This is a genomic window from Lancefieldella sp. Marseille-Q7238 (genome assembly GCF_949152215.1).
GTDB lineage: Bacteria > Actinomycetota > Coriobacteriia > Coriobacteriales > Atopobiaceae > Lancefieldella.
The window spans coordinates 1,436,219-1,451,855 of the sequence record NZ_OX424407.1; the positions used below are offsets into that span (position 1 = coordinate 1,436,219).

A 15,637-nucleotide genomic window follows, 5' to 3' on the forward strand; every position below is an offset into this window, starting at 1 on the left:
GTGTTATTCATGCCAAAAAAGGCATCAGGACATACGAGAAATACGCGCAGCTCCAAAGCCCGTACGGAGGCCGATGAAATTCAAGCTGCGAAAGATAGCGCGAACGAAAAGGCAAAACGCGACGGCGGTGGTTCGTGCCGCATGTCGATGGGAAAAAAGATTGCGGTCGGTATATTCTCTCTCTTTATCGCCCTTTCAATGATGATTCCCTCACTGGCGATGATTTTTGGCAGGAGCAATTCTCAGACAACCGTGACCAAGACAAGCTCGTCTAAATCTGGACAAGAGGCGTCTACGCCGGACGCGGTCAATGCGAAGTATTCCGCTCAGGCTCAGGAGCTCAGCGATGAGATTACCGATAACCCCGACAATCTTGCGGCAGTGCTGAAGCTTGCGCAAACGCATTTGAATTGGGGAGTTGAGCTCCGCAAGATTGCCTCAGACGATACCGTAAAGCAGCAGGCTGATGAGTATATTACCAAGTCGCTCAGCGAGTATGATACCTATCTTGCAAAAAGCGATTCAGATGAAGTCCGTGCAGATCGCGCCATCGCACAATTTCAGTCTGGCGATGAGAACGGCGCCGTTGAAGCTCTCAAGGCGCTGACCGGAAAGTCTCCCGACTGCGCGCTGGCATGGCTTAACCTTGGCATGATTTATCTGAAGATGGGAAATGCGGACGATGCTGACGCCGCGCTTCAAAAGGCGGTTGAGGCCGATGCTGACGGATCGCAAAACGTCCGCCCCATAGCGCAAAAGCTGCTCGACGCCAAGTAAGGATAACACTAAGGGGTACACTACAACTCTTATATGTTCTCGAAAAATATGTTCTCGAAGAATCTTTGAGGATATCGCCACAGAAGGGGGAACAATGGCTCTCGATATTACAACTACGCAGGAAGCGGAACATATGCTCATTCAGGTTGCGGGAGAAGTTGACGTCTCAAATGCCGCTGAACTCCGCACGGCGCTTGAAAGCGCGCTGGCCGACAGATCCGCGAAAGTTGAGATAGACTTTACGGATGTTTCGTATATTGACTCAACGGGTATTGGTGTTTTAGTGGGAGCCGCGCATCGTGCCCACGAGACTGGGGCAACCTTTACAGTTGCTCATCCTCAAAAAAATGTGGCGCGTGTGTTTGATCTTCTTGGGGTTTCGGAAGATTTGCATGTTTGCGCTGACGATGAAAGACGATGATCCGAAAGGGTTAAAGACGTGTTTGGTATTGGTGAGACAGAGCTCGTTTTAATCTTGCTCTTTTCGTTTTTAGTTTTCGGGCCTGACAAACTGCCTGGCATGGGTCGCACGCTTGGACGAGCGCTGCGCCAGTTCAGAAATGCCCAGGAAGGGTTCAATAAAGTAGTCCAATCCGATCTTTTGGATCCGGCGGCTGACGCTTTGAACGAAAAACCAAAGCGTTCCGAAAAACTCCGTTCCGCCGCGTCCGATGATTCTGATCTTGATTCAGACGCGCCAAAGCAAGAAACGTTTGCTGAGCGTCGTGCCCGCCTTAAGGCGGAGCGTGAAGCTGCCGAGAAGAGCCAGGGAGCAGAAGCGACGCAAGCTCCCGCAGCGGACGTTGCACCCGACAATGTCCCCGCCGCGGAGCCGGATACCGAATCGCGCTCTGAAGCGGTGCCCGAAGTGGCACCTGAAGCGAAACCTAAAGCGGCTTCTGAAGCCTCGTCTGAGCCTGCAAAAAAGGAAAACACCGCGCGCGATCTCTACAATTTGGGAGATAGACGTTCTTCTCGTGCGCAAAACGACGCCAAAAAGAAAGCCCGTCCCGCCTCAGAAGACACGTCAGAGGCGCCCGCGGACGCAAACGCTTCCGCCAAATCCGCTACATCTGGGGAGGAGGGTGAAGATCAGGAGTAATCCTGTCTTCGATCAGTATGCCTATTACTCCGGCTCGCATGCCTTTGATGGACCACCTTGGCGAACTCCGCCGTCGCTTGACTATTGTGGTGGTGTCTGTATTTGTGACCGCTATTGTGGTGTATTTCGCGACGCCCGCGTTGATTGAGGTTCTCACCAATCCTATCCGCGAATTTTTAACGGGCGGAACGCTGACTGTCCTTTCGGTCTTGGGTGGCTTCTCGATTCGTTTCAAAGTAGCGTTTTTCTTCGCGTTTATTATCTGTACGCCCATTATTATCTGGGAAGTTATGGCGTTTTTCCTTCCGGCTCTTAACGAGAAGGAAAGGCGCTGGGTGGTTCCTACCGTTGCTGCCATGGTATTTTTGTTCTTCTTCGGCATGATTTTCTGCTATTTCATTATCCTCAACACCGCTTTTGGCTGGCTCATTCAGCAATCCACCGAATTTGCCTCTACGCTCAACGAGGCGGAGGACTATCTCAGCATTATCATCATGTTTGAGATTGGATTTGGCATTGCGTTTCAGCTGCCGCTGGTCATTTTCTACCTCGCTATCCTTCACCTTGTGCCGTACAAAACACTTCGCGAACAGTGGCGCTATGTATATGTGGGACTTCTTGTCCTGTCGGCGGTTGTGACGCCTGACGCCTCGCCTGTTACCATGGCGCTTATGTTTGCGGCTCTCATTTTGCTGTATGAGGTAGCGCTTGGTGTGGCGCGTTCTGTCATCATTGCGCGAGACGGCAAAGCGGCCTTAAAGTGGACGCGTGAAGAATATGCGAATCGTGACTAATCAGACGCCTATGGGCTGCTTTGATGGAGCCAATCTGCCAAGATGTATGACAAGGCGTTGAGAAAGGCATTTCCTTGATTGTAATAGTTACCGAGAAAAACGACGCGGCCCAGCAAATCGCCCGTCTTCTGTCTGAATCTGGCAAACCCGAGGCTGATAAGATCTACAACACTCCCGTTTACCGTTTCAGAAAAGGTGGAGAGGAGTATGTAGCCATCGGTTTGCGCGGCCACATTTTGCAACCCGATTTTCCCGCGCAGCTCCTTTTTGACAAAGACGAGGGTTGGTATGGCGCAACCGATAAGGGCGCGCACATTCCTGTTGACGTGCCTGACGGCCTGGCTCGCCCTCCGTATAAGGAAAAGCGCAAGCCCTATCTTAAGAACGGCATCGACCTCAAAGGCTGGAAGATTCCAAGCCTTCCATATCTTATTTGGGCTCCGGTGGAAAAGCAGCCGGCGGAAAAAGAGATTATCCGCGCCCTGAAAAATCTGGCGAAAAAATCAGACGCCGTTATTATCGCTACGGACTTTGACCGCGAGGGAGAGCTTATTGGCTCCGACGCCCTCGCGCAGGTGCTTTCCGTCAATCCGGATGTGCCCATATCTCGCGCGAGGTACTCAGCGTTTACCAAATATGAAATTGATACCGCCTTCGACAACCTCGTTGACCTTGACTACGACCTTGCCGCCGCAGGTGAATCCCGTCAGTTTATCGATCTTATCTGGGGCGCTGTGCTGACGCGCTATCTGACATGTGCTCGTTTCGGAGGCCTGGGCAATACGCGCTCTGCCGGTCGCGTGCAGACACCAACATTAGCGTTGGTTGTTGAGCGCGAGCGTGAGCGTCTTGCTTTTAAGCCGGAAGACTACTGGGTCATTTCTGGCGAGGCGCACCCTTCCGATGGCGACAAGGACGAGAGCTTCAAAATTACTCACGCCACGTTACGCTTTTGGAACAAAGAAGAGGCAGCGGCTGCTTTTGACGCAGTGGATGGACAGCGTTCGGCCACTGTGGTGCGCGTTGAGTCAAAGTCTCGCAAGCAGCAGCCTCCGGCGCCGTTCAATACAACGTCCTTGCAGGCCGCGGCGGCGTCCGAAGGTCTTTCACCCGCGCGGACTATGCGCCTTGCGGAATCACTGTATATGGACGGCCTGATTTCGTATCCGCGTGTTGATAACACGGTCTATCCGGCCTCGCTCGATTTGCGAGGCTGTGTCCGCGCGCTTTCGGCGGTGCCTCAGTATGCCGGGGTGTGCAAAACACTTCTCGCTCAAGGAACGCTTCACGCCACCCGTGGCAAGCAGGAATCCACGGACCATCCGCCCATCTATCCGACGGCCGCGGCCGATCCAAACAAACTGCAGCCTGCCGCATGGAAACTATACAACCTCATTGCCCGCCGCTTTCTGGCGACGCTGATGGGACCTGCTACCATTGCGGGCACTAAGGTCACGCTTGATATTGCCGGTCAGCCGTTTGTGGCAAATGGAACGGTCCTTGCCGAGAAGGGCTTTCGCGCGATATATCCCTTTGGACTTAAAAAGGACGATCAGCTTCCTGAATTGGCTCAAGGTGAGACTGTTGAGGTAACAAATCTTGCTCTTGACGCGAAGCAGACTGAACCGCCCGCTCGCTACAGCCAAGGCAGGCTCATTCAAGAGATGGAAAGGCGCGGCCTCGGCACCAAGGCGACGCGCGCTTCAATTATTGATACGCTGTACCAGCGTAAATATCTCAAAAACGATCCCGTTGAGCCGAGTCAGCTTGGCATAGCGATCATTGACGCTCTTATGCGGTTCGCGCCGCGTATCACCACGCCAGATATGACGGCTGAGCTGGAAGAAGACATGACAAAGGTCTCCGAAGGCAAGGATACGCGCGACGGCGTAGTAACTCACTCCCGAGCGCTTTTAGCTGATATGATCGACGCGCTGATTGACCATAAGGATGACCTTTCCGAAGCCATCGCGGACGCTGTGACGGCGGACGCGAAAATTGGCGTATGTCCTCAGTGTGGAAAGGACCTGGTGGTTAAAACTTCAGCCAAGACCCGGGGCAGTTTTGTCGGCTGCATGGGTTGGCCTGAATGCGAGGTTACCTATCCGCTGCCGCAAGGGCGCATTGAGCCCCTTGAGGGAGACGCGGGGGTGTGTCCTGAGTGTGGCGCTCCGCGCATTAAGGTACAACCATTCCGTCAGCGCGCGTACGAAATGTGCGTTAATCCGGCATGTCCCACAAACGCGGAACCCGATCTTCTGGTAGGAGAATGTCCCGTCTGTAAGGCATTGGGCAAACAGGGGGATTTGGTGGCGCATAAGTCCGAGCGCACGGGTAAGCGTTTTATCCGCTGTACCAACTATGAGGAGTGCGGCACCAGCTATCCGCTGCCGGCGCGTGGCAAGCTTGAGCGTACGGATGAGACGTGTCCTGATTGCGGCGCGCCTATGGTTATTGTCAATACGCAGAGAGGACCTTGGAAACTCTGTCCCAACTATGATTGCCCCAGCAAGGAGAAAAAAGCTTCCGCACGCGGACGCAAGTCCGGAGCAAAACGTACTTCTCGCAAAAAAACCGGCGGCGAGTCTGCTCGCGGCGGAAAGACGGGTTAGAAACGTTGAACGGACGTCCCTCTCCAACGTCCGCTCTTCTCCATTGATACCCCAAATGAAGCAGGTATGATAGAAAAGCTCAAAATCTTCTCATCATCACGGTTTTAGCACAATTGTGAGAAGTGCGGCCGCAGGCACGAAATGCAGAAAGGGGAAGCGGCGTGCGATTGCAAAACGGTCTTTTCATAACGCTTGAGGGCGCGGACGGCTCCGGCAAGTCGACTCAAGCCGACCTTCTCGCCAACGCGCTTGCCGCGACGGGGTATGAGCTCGTGCGCCTCCGCGAACCCGGCGGCACGAGGATTTCAGAAAAGATTCGTTCGCTTCTGCTTGATCCGTCCAATGCCGAGATGGCCGATGAGTGCGAGCTCTTCCTCTACGAGGCATCCCGTGCGCAACTTGTGCGCCAAGTTATTGAGCCGGCCCTTGCCAGGGGAGCCATTGTCCTTTGTGATAGGTTCTTCGATTCCACCTACGCGTATCAGGCGGGCGGGCGTGGCCTTGACGAGAAGAGCGTGCATCTTGCCAACACGCTTGGAAGCTGCGGTGTAACGCCAAGTCGGACGCTCGTTTTTGATTTGGATCCCGCCTCGGCGCTCAAGCGCGCTACCAAAGGTGGAGCCGATCGCCTTGAAGCGGAAGGGGTGTCCTTACAGACGCGCGTTCGAGAGGCGTATCTCAGACTTGCCAATGAGGAACCTCATCGCGTGCGGCTGATTGACGCCGCCGCCGACATCGCAACGGTTCATGCGCGCGTTATTGCCGCGCTCAGCGATTTGATTCCCGAACTGTCTCAGGAGGCTGCTCATGTCCTTTGAGGCTGCAACGGCCGAGGCCATGCCCGCGCTGGCAACCCTTCAGGAACAACCGCGCGTGCGAGAGTTTTTGCAGCGCGCCTTTGCGCAAAAGCGCCTTTCTCATGCCTATCTCTTCGTTGGGGCGCCGGGATCCGGCAAGATTGCTGCCGCTGAGGCTGTCGCGAAGGGTATCGTATGCCCGCATGGGGGAGACAATACCTGCGAAGACTGCATTCGCGTTTCTCGCCATACCCATCCTGACGTGCACTGGTATAAGCCGGAAAGCGTCACGGGATATCTCATAGGGCAGGTCAGAGAGCTTATCGCTGACGCCAACCTCGCACCCGTTAAGGCTCAAAGCAAAGTTTACATCCTGGATCGCGCTGATCTTCTTCGCACAGAGGCGGCCAACGCGCTTCTCAAAACCATCGAAGAACCGCCGCGTGACGCCGTGTTTATTCTCTGTGCCCGCAGTACCTCAACAGTGCTGCCAACCATTGTTTCGCGTTGCCAGGTAGTGCCCTTCCGTGTTGTTTCCGATAAGGATGCGCTTGCGGCGGTGCTGCGCGCTACGGCGGCGAGCCGCACTGAGGCTCGCATAGCGCTGTCCGTGACGCATGCTCCCTCACGAGCCCTCGATTTTCTCGCCTCACCGTCGCGCGAAGACGTGCGCCGTCTTGTAGTGGAAGCTGTAGGTGATACCGTTCGCAACGATTCGTGGGACGTCCTTGGAAACGCCAAAGAAATTGTCGCGGCGGTAAAAATCCCGTTAGGCGCTCTTCAGCGCGCTCAGGAAGAGGCGCTTGAGGCTCATAAGGACTTTCTGGAGAACAAAACTCTTAAAGAAGTTGAGAAGGCTAATAAGCGAGAGCTTACTACTCGCGAGCGTTCAGGTATGATGGAAGCTCTTGCGGCGGCGGAATCGCTTTTGCGAGACGTTCTTGTCCGCTGCGAGAATATAACTGAACCAATCGTGAACGAGGATGTCGCCGATGTGGTCGACCGCCTCGCCTCACGAACAACTACGCGCGGGGTACTCAGGTCGCTTGCGGCAGTGCAGGCGGCTTCCGATAACCTCGAGCATAACGTAACTCCTCAGCTCGTTATGGAGACGATGCTGCTTGCTATCAAGGAGGCACTTACATGCCCACCGTTGTCCCGGTGAAATTTTCATATGCCGCCCGCGAACTTTGGTTCGACTGGTCAGGCTCAGGCGCGCAGGAGGGAGATCACGTTATCTGCCAGACTGAGCGCGGGCAGGAGATTGGCCTTGCCATAGCCGATGCTCGCGAAGTTACGGCAGATGAGCTGACCGACAGGATTGGCGAAGCGGAGCTTAAATGCGTGCTTCGCGTAGCAACGCCGGAAGACCTCGACCGCGCCGAAAGGCTCGCGCAGCTGAGCGACGACGCTCTTCCTGTTTTTCGCCGCTTTGCCGCCGAGGAAAATCTTGAGATGAAGCCTGTCGGCGTTGAGTACCTCTTTGATGGCGAGAAGGTCGTGTGTTACTTCTCGGCTGACGAGCGTGTTGACTTTCGCCAGCTGGTCAGAGATCTTTCTCATGAGCTTCATCAACGTATTGATATGCGACAGATTGGCGTGCGTGAGGTTGCCGCTGTTATCGGCGGCTACGGTCACTGCGGACAGGAGCTGTGCTGCAGGCGGTTTGGCCTTTCGTTTGAGCCCGTGTCCATCCGTATGGCAAAAGAGCAGGACTTGCCGCTCAACTCCACCAAGATATCGGGCGCGTGCGGACGTCTGATGTGCTGCCTCCGCTATGAATTTGAGGCCTACAAGGACTTCAAGGGCCGCGCGCCTAAGCGTAACGCCGTTATTGAGACGCCTTTGGGCACCGGCAAAATCGTCGAGTACAATACGCCAAAAGAAGAGGTCTCCATTCGTCTGGAAAACGGCAAAATCGTCCGCATTCCTCTGTGTGATATGACCGCGTCCGACGCCGCGCGGAAAAAGTCGGAGGAGTTTAACTGCGCCTGCCGTCCGGATTCCGTAACGCGCGAAGTACTTGAGAGGCTTGACTCTCCTGATGTCCAGATGGCGCTTGCCGAGCTTGACCGTGAGAATGGTCTTATTGAGAACGAAGAGCCGGAGGTAAACCCGGATCTCTTTGTCAAAACGCCGCGCACACGCCGCATGCGTGCTTCCCGCGTTTCTGAGCGCGCTCAAGACGACGCGGCAGAGGCGCCTTCAGCAACGGTAACGCCGCGCCGCCGTCGCCGTCATCAGACAGAAGACAATGAGACGCTCCAGGATGATTTTTCGCGTACCGTTCATACGGCTGACACCCAAAAGCCCAAGGCAGACAGGCGAGAAAAACAGCGGCCTGCGGGAAAGCGCTTCAAAAAGGAAGCTGTTGTTGAAGAAGTGCCTCAAGAGGAAGGTACCCGTCGCGTCAAGCGGACACGCCGTCCGGGAGACCGCGGCGGTATGCGGCAGCAGTCCGTACAAAGCGAGAGCCAGGAGAAGCGCGTCCGCCGTCCGCGCCGTCAACATGTAGCGCAGGAGAGCTCGCCATCAGAAGAGCAGCAAAACGGTACTTCTCGCCGCCGCCATCACCGCGGTGACCGCAATCTTCGTAAAGCGGAAGGTGAGAACGACAGCAATGTATAGTCTGAAGACCGAGAGTTCCTTTGACGCCGCGCATTTTCTTACCGACTACTACGGCAAATGCGAGAACCTGCACGGCCACCGCTGGCGCGTGGTGGCATATCTTTCGCAAGACGAGCTTCAGCATGAAGGCACAAACAAAGACATGGTTGTAGACTTTGGCGTCTTCAAAAAGGGTTTGCGAGAGCTTACCGCTGAGCTTGATCATACCTTTTTGGTGGAGGAGGGCTCGCTGATGGAGAAGACCGTTGAGTGCCTCCGAGAAGAGGGATTTTCCCTGTCTATGCTTCCGTTTCGTACGACAGCGGAAAACCTCGCGAAGTACTTCTTTGACCGGCTTGCCTCCCAGGGAATGTCCGTTTCGCGCGTGGAAGTATACGAAACACCGCTCAACTGTGCTATTTACGCTGCATAAACGTCAGTTTGACTGTTCGCCGGTTTGGCTTCGCCGCGCCGACAAGGCATGCGCGCGGTGGGTATACTTGCGGTAAGAAGCAAATGTCGCGTGGTACAGAAGGGAGCAGAGATGCCTGTCGTCACGTCTCTCAAAGGGGTAAACCTTACCGGTTGGCTCACCCTTGAACCGTGGGTGACTCCCGAGCCCTTTGCCCGCACGTCATCTGTCGATGAGGCGTCTTTGGCTCAAGTTCTGGGCGGCGAGAAGTACGCAGAGTTGGTACGCGCTCATCGCGATACCTTTATGAAGCCGGATGATTTCACCAAGATTGCCGCGCGTGGCTTTAACGCGGTTCGCCTGCCTGTTCCGTGGTATGTCTTTGGAGAAGGCCTGTCGGCTGATGTGCCGTATGTGCCCTGTATCGACTCTGTTGACAAAGCGCTTGAGTGGGCTGAAGAAATCGGAATTAACGTACTGTTTGTGCTGGCTATCAATCCGGGGCTTCCTGACGGTGAGGACGCGGCTCCCGGAGGCTCTCCGCGCACGCGTATTTCACGCGCGAAATCGCTGGAGGTGCTGGGAGAGCTTGCAAAGCGCTACGCGCATCGCGCGGGGTTCTTTGGAATTGAAGTCGCCGATGAGGTGCGGCCACGCGTTCGCAGAGGCCTGCGGGTTATTGAAGGCATACCCAGTCATTCACTGCGCAACTATTACCGGCAGGCATATGAAGAAGTGCGTGCCGCTGCCGGTGAGGATCCTGTGGTCGTACTTCCTGACGGCGGTTGGCCATCCGGGTGGCGGCGTTTTATGAGTCAACAAGCATACCAAGGGGTATGGCTTGATTGTCATCTGGACAAGACGCCTAATGCGGCGGATTGTTCGGGCCCCTACGGCGTCCAGCGGCTGATTGACGCAAAATCCGCATATATCGAGCAGGCATCGGCGGGGGATCTTCCCGTCATGGTAGGAAAGTGGTCCTCATCGTTGCCTGCGATTGAAGGCGCGATGACCGCCGAAGGTCGCATCGCTCTTGAGCGGATTTATACCGCAGGACAGCTTGCGGCGTATCGTGCATGTCCGGCATGGTTTTTCCAGACATGGAAAACAAGTGCGCTTCTGGCGGGATGGGACGCGCGTGTGGCGCTTGCCTCCTTTGAGAGAGGAATGCTTGGCTGATGGGAATACAGGCATCACCGGGCATACTTTCTGTTGTAGGTACTCCTATTGGTAACCTTGCAGACGCTTCGCCGCGCGTCATTGATACGCTTACCGCGGCAGACGTTGTGCTGTGTGAAGATACACGTGTGACCGCAAAGCTTCTTTCGGCGTTTGGCGTGCGCGCGTCTTTGCAGCGCTGTGACGAACATATTATCGCGTCTCAGGTCGATTCCGTGCTTGAACGCCTTGCGCAGGGGCAGCGCGTTGCCTTTGTTTCTGACGCTGGTATGCCAGGAATTTCCGACCCGGGCCAGCGTTTGGTTGACGCTGCGCTTGACGCCGGCTTTACCACAGAAGTGATCCCGGGGCCTTCGGCGGTGACCTGCGCGCTTGTGGCATCGGGCCTCGCCTGTGACCATTTCTTTTTTGAAGGATTTTTGCCGCGCAAGCATGGAGCCCAGACGGAGCGCCTTACCTGGCTTGCGGCAATCCCGGGCGCGCTGGTCATATACGAGTCTCCGCGCCGAGTTGCCGCGACGCTTGCCCGCATTGCCGAGGTCATGCCTTCGCGTCGGGTGGCGCTTGTACGGGAGCTGACCAAACTGCATGAAGAAGTGGTACGCGATACGGCCGTGGCATTGGCTGCGATTATCGCTGCGCGCGAGAGCCTCAAGGGCGAGTGCGTACTCATAATCGCGCCTCCCACCGATGAGGAGCGCGCCGCAATCGACAGAAAGCGTGCTTCGGTCGCCTCGCCTTCAGACGGCGCTCAGCTGACCGGCACTACGCTGGAAGACGCCATACGAGAAGGACTTTTGGCGCATGAGCGTAAATCCACGCTCGCGCGTAAACTTTCCAAGGTCTTCTCGCTTGATCGTGAAGTTGTGTATGCCGCTATTCTTACAGCAGCGCAAAATCAATGAGGTTGTGACTGTCGGCTTCGATGCTGTTTTCCTGCGGTACAATTGCAAAGTTATTGAAGTTTGTTGAGGGAGAGTCATGTCCGAAGATAAGCGGCCGTATTTCATCACCACGCCCATTTACTATGTCAACGCAAAACCGCATCTTGGCACCGCGTACTGCTCGCTTCTTTGCGACGTGCAGGCGCGCTTTCGCCGTGCGGCTGGCTACGATGTTTTCTTTCTTACCGGCATGGACGAGCATGGCGAGAAGGTCGCGCAGGCCGCGGCCGACCATGGTATGGAACCGCAGGAATGGTGCGATTCGCAAGTTCCGTATTTTAAGGATTTGTGGCGCGAACTTGGCGTCTCCTACGACGACTTTATCCGCACTACCGAGCCCCGTCAGCGCCGTGCCGTGCAGTACCTTTGGGAGCGTATGCGCGAGACCGGCTTTATCTACAAGGGTTCCTATGACGGCTGGTATTGCGTGCATGAGGAAACCTACTTTACCGAGACGCAGGTGGACAAGGCTGATGAAGAGCACGAAACGCCCGGTCAGCACCTGTGTCCTGACTGCCATCGTCCGCTTGAGCGTGTGACGGAGGAGTCGTGGTTCTTTAAGCTCTCCGCATTTCAAGACCGTCTGCTCGCGCTGTATGAAGAGCACCCCGAATTTGTTGAGCCTGATTTTCGTCTCAACGAGGTTCGCTCTTTTGTAGCCTCAGGCCTTCAGGACGTGTCTGTGTCCCGTACAAGTTTTGACTGGGGTATTCCGGTTCCCTTTGATGAGGGGCACGTTACCTATGTCTGGTTTGACGCGCTGCTCAACTACTATACGGCTATAGGATATGGCGACAGCTCTCCTGAAGCGGCGGCTTTACGCAAGCGTTTCTGGCCGGCGCAGATGCACATGGTGGGTAAAGATATCATCCGCTTCCATTGCGTTATCTGGCCCGCCATGCTCATGGCTCTGGGCGAGAGCGTGCCTGAGCGCGTGTTTGCCCACGGCTTTTTGAACGTGCGCAATTCCGAAACCGGCGCCTTGGAAAAGATGTCCAAATCGCGTGGGAATGCCATCGCACCTGAGGATGTCATTGAGCTTTTAGGCGTTGAAGGCTATCGCTACTACTTCATGACTGACGTTACGCCCGGCGAGGACTCCGGCATTTCCTTTGACCGCATGGAGCAGGTCTATAACGCTGACCTTGCAAACAGCTGGGGCAATCTGGTTTCCCGTTCGCTTAACATGAGCGACAAGTATTTTGAGGGAGCGACGCCTGACGTCAATGGAGCGGACGTTCCTCTCGACAACCCTCTGCGCGCCCGTGCCGAAGGTATCTATGAGCGTTACTTCGCTTGCATGGACCGTATGGATTACGTGGGCGCCAAGGACGTGGTCATGGAGCTCGTTCACGCAGCCAATCACTATATCGAAGACTCCGCACCATGGGTCGTGGCAAAGGATCCCGCGCGTGCAGGCGAACTCAAAGAAATCATCTACGCGTTGCTTGAGGCCATCCGTATCAGTGCCCATCTGCTCATGCCGTTCATGCCGCAAACCTCTGCCGAGGTGCTTCATCGGATGAGTCTTGGCGATGATGAAATCGCTTCCGACAACCTTGCAAGAGATTGCGCGTGGGGCGGGCTTGCCGGCGGCTTGCCGGTGAGCAAGGGAGCCGCGCTCTTTCCTCGCCTGACGTCCAAAAAATAAGGGACAAGACGTGTCATCCGCTCCAAAAAACGTGGCGCGCGAGGAAATGTGCCACAGCGGGTCTTGTTCTGGGGCCGGCGCCGTCTCATGGCTTGCCGACGTTCGTGCGACGCGTGAGACGCTGGAAGCCTTCGGCCTTGCCACAAAATATCGCCTTGGTCAAAACTTTCTCATAAACGAGCAGGTTATTCGCAAGATTATCAACTTGGCTGAGCTTTCGCCTGATGATGTGGTTTTGGAAGTCGGTCCCGGCCTCGGGACGCTGACGGTGGCCCTTTTGGACCGGGCACGCGCCGTCTGTTCCGTTGAGGCTGATCGTGAGCTTGAGCGCGTATTGGACGCAACGTGCAAAAAGGATCATCAGGATTCCTTTGCTCTGATTATGGGAGATGCTCTTGCGATAACGCCTGAGAGGGTAGGCTCTACCTGCGCTTCATTGAAGGTCTTTGCGGACGAGAAGGACGCGCTTGCGTCCGCGCGTGCGAAAGATGTCTACATTGGTCCTACCAAGTTCGTCTCGAATTTACCCTATCAGGTGGCGGCAACCCTTATTCTTCAGTATTTTCAGGAGTTTTCTTCTCTTAAGAGGGCTGTGGTCATGGTGCAGGCTGAGGTCGCTGACCGCATTGCCGCGCAGCCGGGAACCAAGGCCTATGGCGCGTATACGGCGAAGCTTGCGTTGTACGCGCGTGTTACCAGCCGCTTTGAGGTAAGTCCGGGCAACTTTATGCCGCCTCCGCGTGTGAACTCCGCCGTGGTCCGCCTTGAGCGAACGCAGGCGACAGATCCACAAACGGGAGAGGCGCTTGACGCGGGTCGGCTTGCTCAGACGGCGCAAGTCATTGACGTCGCTTTTGCGCAGCGCAGGAAAACCATTCGCAATTCTATGAGCGCTTCAGCCTTCAAAAAAGATACACTTGAAGAAGGGCTTCTCGCCGCAGGCATAGACCCTGGTGTTCGCGCGGAAACGCTCTATCCCGAGGATTTTGTGCGCCTTGCCGCAGCGCTTGCAGAAGGAGGTTCGCATGAGTAGAAAGAAACCGCACCTGTCCATGGCTGAAGTTGACGCCTTGACATTTGAGGACGGCCAGCTTTTTCATGACGCTCGCGGACGTGCTTTTTCTGCGCCTTCTCCGCTGGCGCCACTGGCCGATACCCATGGACATCTTGGATCTTTGGAAGAACATGATCCGGGAATGGCGCTTGCCCGCGCGGCTCTTGCCGGCGTGCGGCTTTTGGTATGCCCCATTGACCCCGCGTTTGCGCATGAGTTTCCCGATACTTGGAACGATCCCGCCGCTCTTGAAGTGTGGTTTGAGAAGAGCATTGACGCGGCCCGCCGTCATCTTGCGCGCTTTGCAGAGCTCGGTCTTGAGCCTCCGACATACACGGGAGCCTTTGAAGACGTTCCGGAGCTTTTGGAGAATGTGCATCTTATCGCAGGCGCGCACCCGTATTCCGCCGGTGAGTTTGACGATGTTGCAAGGAATCGCCTCGAGCAGCTCCTTGCAAGCAAGCGCGCCGTTGGTGTCGGTGAGATAGGCCTTGATTTTGGGCCGTATTGCGAGGTTCCTGAAGACGTGCAGGTGCATGCCTTCCGTGAGCAGCTGCGCATTGCGCATGCACATGGACTTCCGGTTGAGCTGCATCTTCGTGACGGCGAGGGCAATACGCACGCTCATGACGTGGCGCTTGCGGTGCTTACGCAGGAGGGCGTTCCCGAGGCCGGTTGTGACTTGCATTGCTTTACCGATGACTTCACGGTCATGGAGCCTTTCGTGAGCCTCGGCTGTTATGTGGCGTTTGGCGGCGCCGCTACCTTCAAGCGCTCGGAAGCCATTCGCGCCGCGGCGCTCGCGTGTCCGGGTTCGCGTATCCTTTCGGAAACGGACGCGCCGTACATGGCGCCCGAGCCGTTGCGCGGAGGCGAGTGTGAACCTGCGATGGTGGCGTTTTCCGCGGAACTTCTCGCCACTATACGAGCCGAGGTCGGCATGGCTTCAAAGCAGGAAACGTACGAGGCGTTCTGGGTCAACGCCGTGCGTTTGTGCGGACTGGATCAATGATGCAAAAACTTCTGGTAGTCGAAGACGACCAACATATCAGAGATGAACTGGTAACCCTGCTTCAGCGTAACGGCTACGAAGCGCAGGCGCTCACCTCCTTTGTAGACGTATCCGAACAGATTGCGCAATCCAGCGCGGATCTGGTGCTTTTAGACCTTAATTTGCCCGGCGTTGACGGACAACAGGTGTGCCGAGAAGTGCGTCGGAAAAGCAACATCGCCATCATCGTGGTTACCAGCAGAAATTCCGACCTCGATGAACTCATGACGCTTTCACTTGGTGCTGACGACTTTGTGCCAAAACCGTATAACGCCCAGATTTTGCTGATGCACATCGCAACCGTGCTTCGCCGGACGGGCGCTAAAGCGGCGTCGGCGGAACTTACGCACAGGGGAGTGACGCTTGACACGGCGGCGTGCCGCGTCACCGCTTCAGGATGCAGCGCCGAGCTTACCAAAAATGAGCTGCGGATACTTGCGGTTTTGATGCGGAACGCCGGCAGCGTGGTTTCACGTCAGCGTATCCAGGAAGAGCTGTGGCAGTCAGATGAGTTTGTCGATGACAACACCCTGACGGTAAACATCAGCCACCTGCGTCAAACGCTTGCGAGCATTGGCGTTCATGAGTATGTGGTGACGCGCCGCGGCCTTGGTTATATAGTCATGTAAGCCCTCAGGAAGAGCTGAAGAGTCTATG

General features: G+C 55.8%; 15 protein-coding genes. All 15 read left to right on the forward strand.

From position 1 onward, the window contains the following. The first annotated feature begins 9 nt into the window (after window positions 1–9). The 15 genes from QM016_RS06555 (at window position 10) to QM016_RS06625 (ending at window position 15,609) form a co-directional block, all read left to right on the forward strand. The gene (locus QM016_RS06555) at window positions 10–777 is read left to right on the forward strand and encodes a tetratricopeptide repeat protein (RefSeq protein WP_282711281.1); all 768 of its coding nucleotides are present in this window, start codon (window positions 10–12) and stop codon (window positions 775–777) included. Window positions 778–871: 94 nt separating this feature from the next. After that, a complete protein-coding gene (locus QM016_RS06560; protein ID WP_016477306.1) occupies window positions 872–1,198 on the forward strand; it encodes an STAS domain-containing protein in 327 nt (108 codons plus the stop codon). Between the two features lie 18 nt (window positions 1,199–1,216). Then, a complete protein-coding gene (locus QM016_RS06565; RefSeq protein ID WP_282711283.1) occupies window positions 1,217–1,879 on the forward strand; it encodes a twin-arginine translocase TatA/TatE family subunit in 663 nt (220 codons plus the stop codon). Window positions 1,880–1,896: 17 nt separating this feature from the next. Next, window positions 1,897–2,673, forward strand: coding sequence for a twin-arginine translocase subunit TatC (gene tatC / locus QM016_RS06570; RefSeq protein ID WP_016477304.1), 777 nt, complete (start codon window positions 1,897–1,899; stop codon window positions 2,671–2,673). Window positions 2,674–2,747: 74 nt separating this feature from the next. Next, window positions 2,748–5,285: a DNA topoisomerase I gene (locus tag QM016_RS06575; protein ID WP_282711284.1), complete on the forward strand. Its 2,538-nt coding sequence runs from the start codon at window positions 2,748–2,750 to the stop codon at window positions 5,283–5,285. 161 nt (window positions 5,286–5,446) lie between these two features. After that, window positions 5,447–6,103 (forward strand): dTMP kinase, encoded by a 657-nt coding sequence (gene tmk / locus QM016_RS06580; protein ID WP_016477302.1) that lies wholly within the window; start codon window positions 5,447–5,449, stop codon window positions 6,101–6,103. Beyond that, window positions 6,093–7,247 (forward strand): DNA polymerase III subunit delta' C-terminal domain-containing protein, encoded by a 1,155-nt coding sequence (locus tag QM016_RS06585; protein WP_282711285.1) that lies wholly within the window; start codon window positions 6,093–6,095, stop codon window positions 7,245–7,247. The genes tmk and QM016_RS06585 overlap by 11 nt, the downstream gene beginning before the upstream one ends. Beyond that, the gene (gene ricT / locus QM016_RS06590; protein ID WP_282711286.1) at window positions 7,226–8,710 is read left to right on the forward strand and encodes a regulatory iron-sulfur-containing complex subunit RicT; all 1,485 of its coding nucleotides are present in this window, start codon (window positions 7,226–7,228) and stop codon (window positions 8,708–8,710) included. The genes QM016_RS06585 and ricT overlap by 22 nt, the downstream gene beginning before the upstream one ends. Further along, window positions 8,703–9,122 (forward strand): 6-carboxytetrahydropterin synthase, encoded by a 420-nt coding sequence (locus tag QM016_RS06595; protein WP_282711287.1) that lies wholly within the window; start codon window positions 8,703–8,705, stop codon window positions 9,120–9,122. Before ricT ends, QM016_RS06595 begins: the two co-directional genes overlap by 8 nt. A gap of 111 nt (window positions 9,123–9,233) precedes the next feature. Further along, a complete protein-coding gene (locus QM016_RS06600; RefSeq protein ID WP_282711288.1) occupies window positions 9,234–10,280 on the forward strand; it encodes a cellulase family glycosylhydrolase in 1,047 nt (348 codons plus the stop codon). Next, window positions 10,280–11,185: a 16S rRNA (cytidine(1402)-2'-O)-methyltransferase gene (rsmI, locus tag QM016_RS06605; RefSeq protein WP_282711289.1), complete on the forward strand. Its 906-nt coding sequence runs from the start codon at window positions 10,280–10,282 to the stop codon at window positions 11,183–11,185. The genes QM016_RS06600 and rsmI overlap by 1 nt, the downstream gene beginning before the upstream one ends. A gap of 76 nt (window positions 11,186–11,261) precedes the next feature. Further along, window positions 11,262–12,875, forward strand: a complete 1,614-nt coding sequence (metG, locus tag QM016_RS06610; RefSeq protein ID WP_282711290.1) for a methionine--tRNA ligase — start codon at window positions 11,262–11,264, stop codon at window positions 12,873–12,875. A gap of 10 nt (window positions 12,876–12,885) precedes the next feature. Beyond that, window positions 12,886–13,908 (forward strand): 16S rRNA (adenine(1518)-N(6)/adenine(1519)-N(6))-dimethyltransferase RsmA, encoded by a 1,023-nt coding sequence (rsmA, locus tag QM016_RS06615; protein WP_282711291.1) that lies wholly within the window; start codon window positions 12,886–12,888, stop codon window positions 13,906–13,908. After that, complete coding sequence (locus QM016_RS06620; RefSeq protein ID WP_282711292.1) at window positions 13,901–14,941, forward strand: TatD family hydrolase; 1,041 nt, start codon at window positions 13,901–13,903, stop codon at window positions 14,939–14,941. The genes rsmA and QM016_RS06620 overlap by 8 nt, the downstream gene beginning before the upstream one ends. Beyond that, on the forward strand, window positions 14,938–15,609 hold the full coding sequence (locus QM016_RS06625; protein ID WP_016477293.1) for a response regulator transcription factor: 672 nt from the start codon (window positions 14,938–14,940) through the stop codon (window positions 15,607–15,609). Before QM016_RS06620 ends, QM016_RS06625 begins: the two co-directional genes overlap by 4 nt. Window positions 15,610–15,637 lie beyond the last annotated feature (28 nt).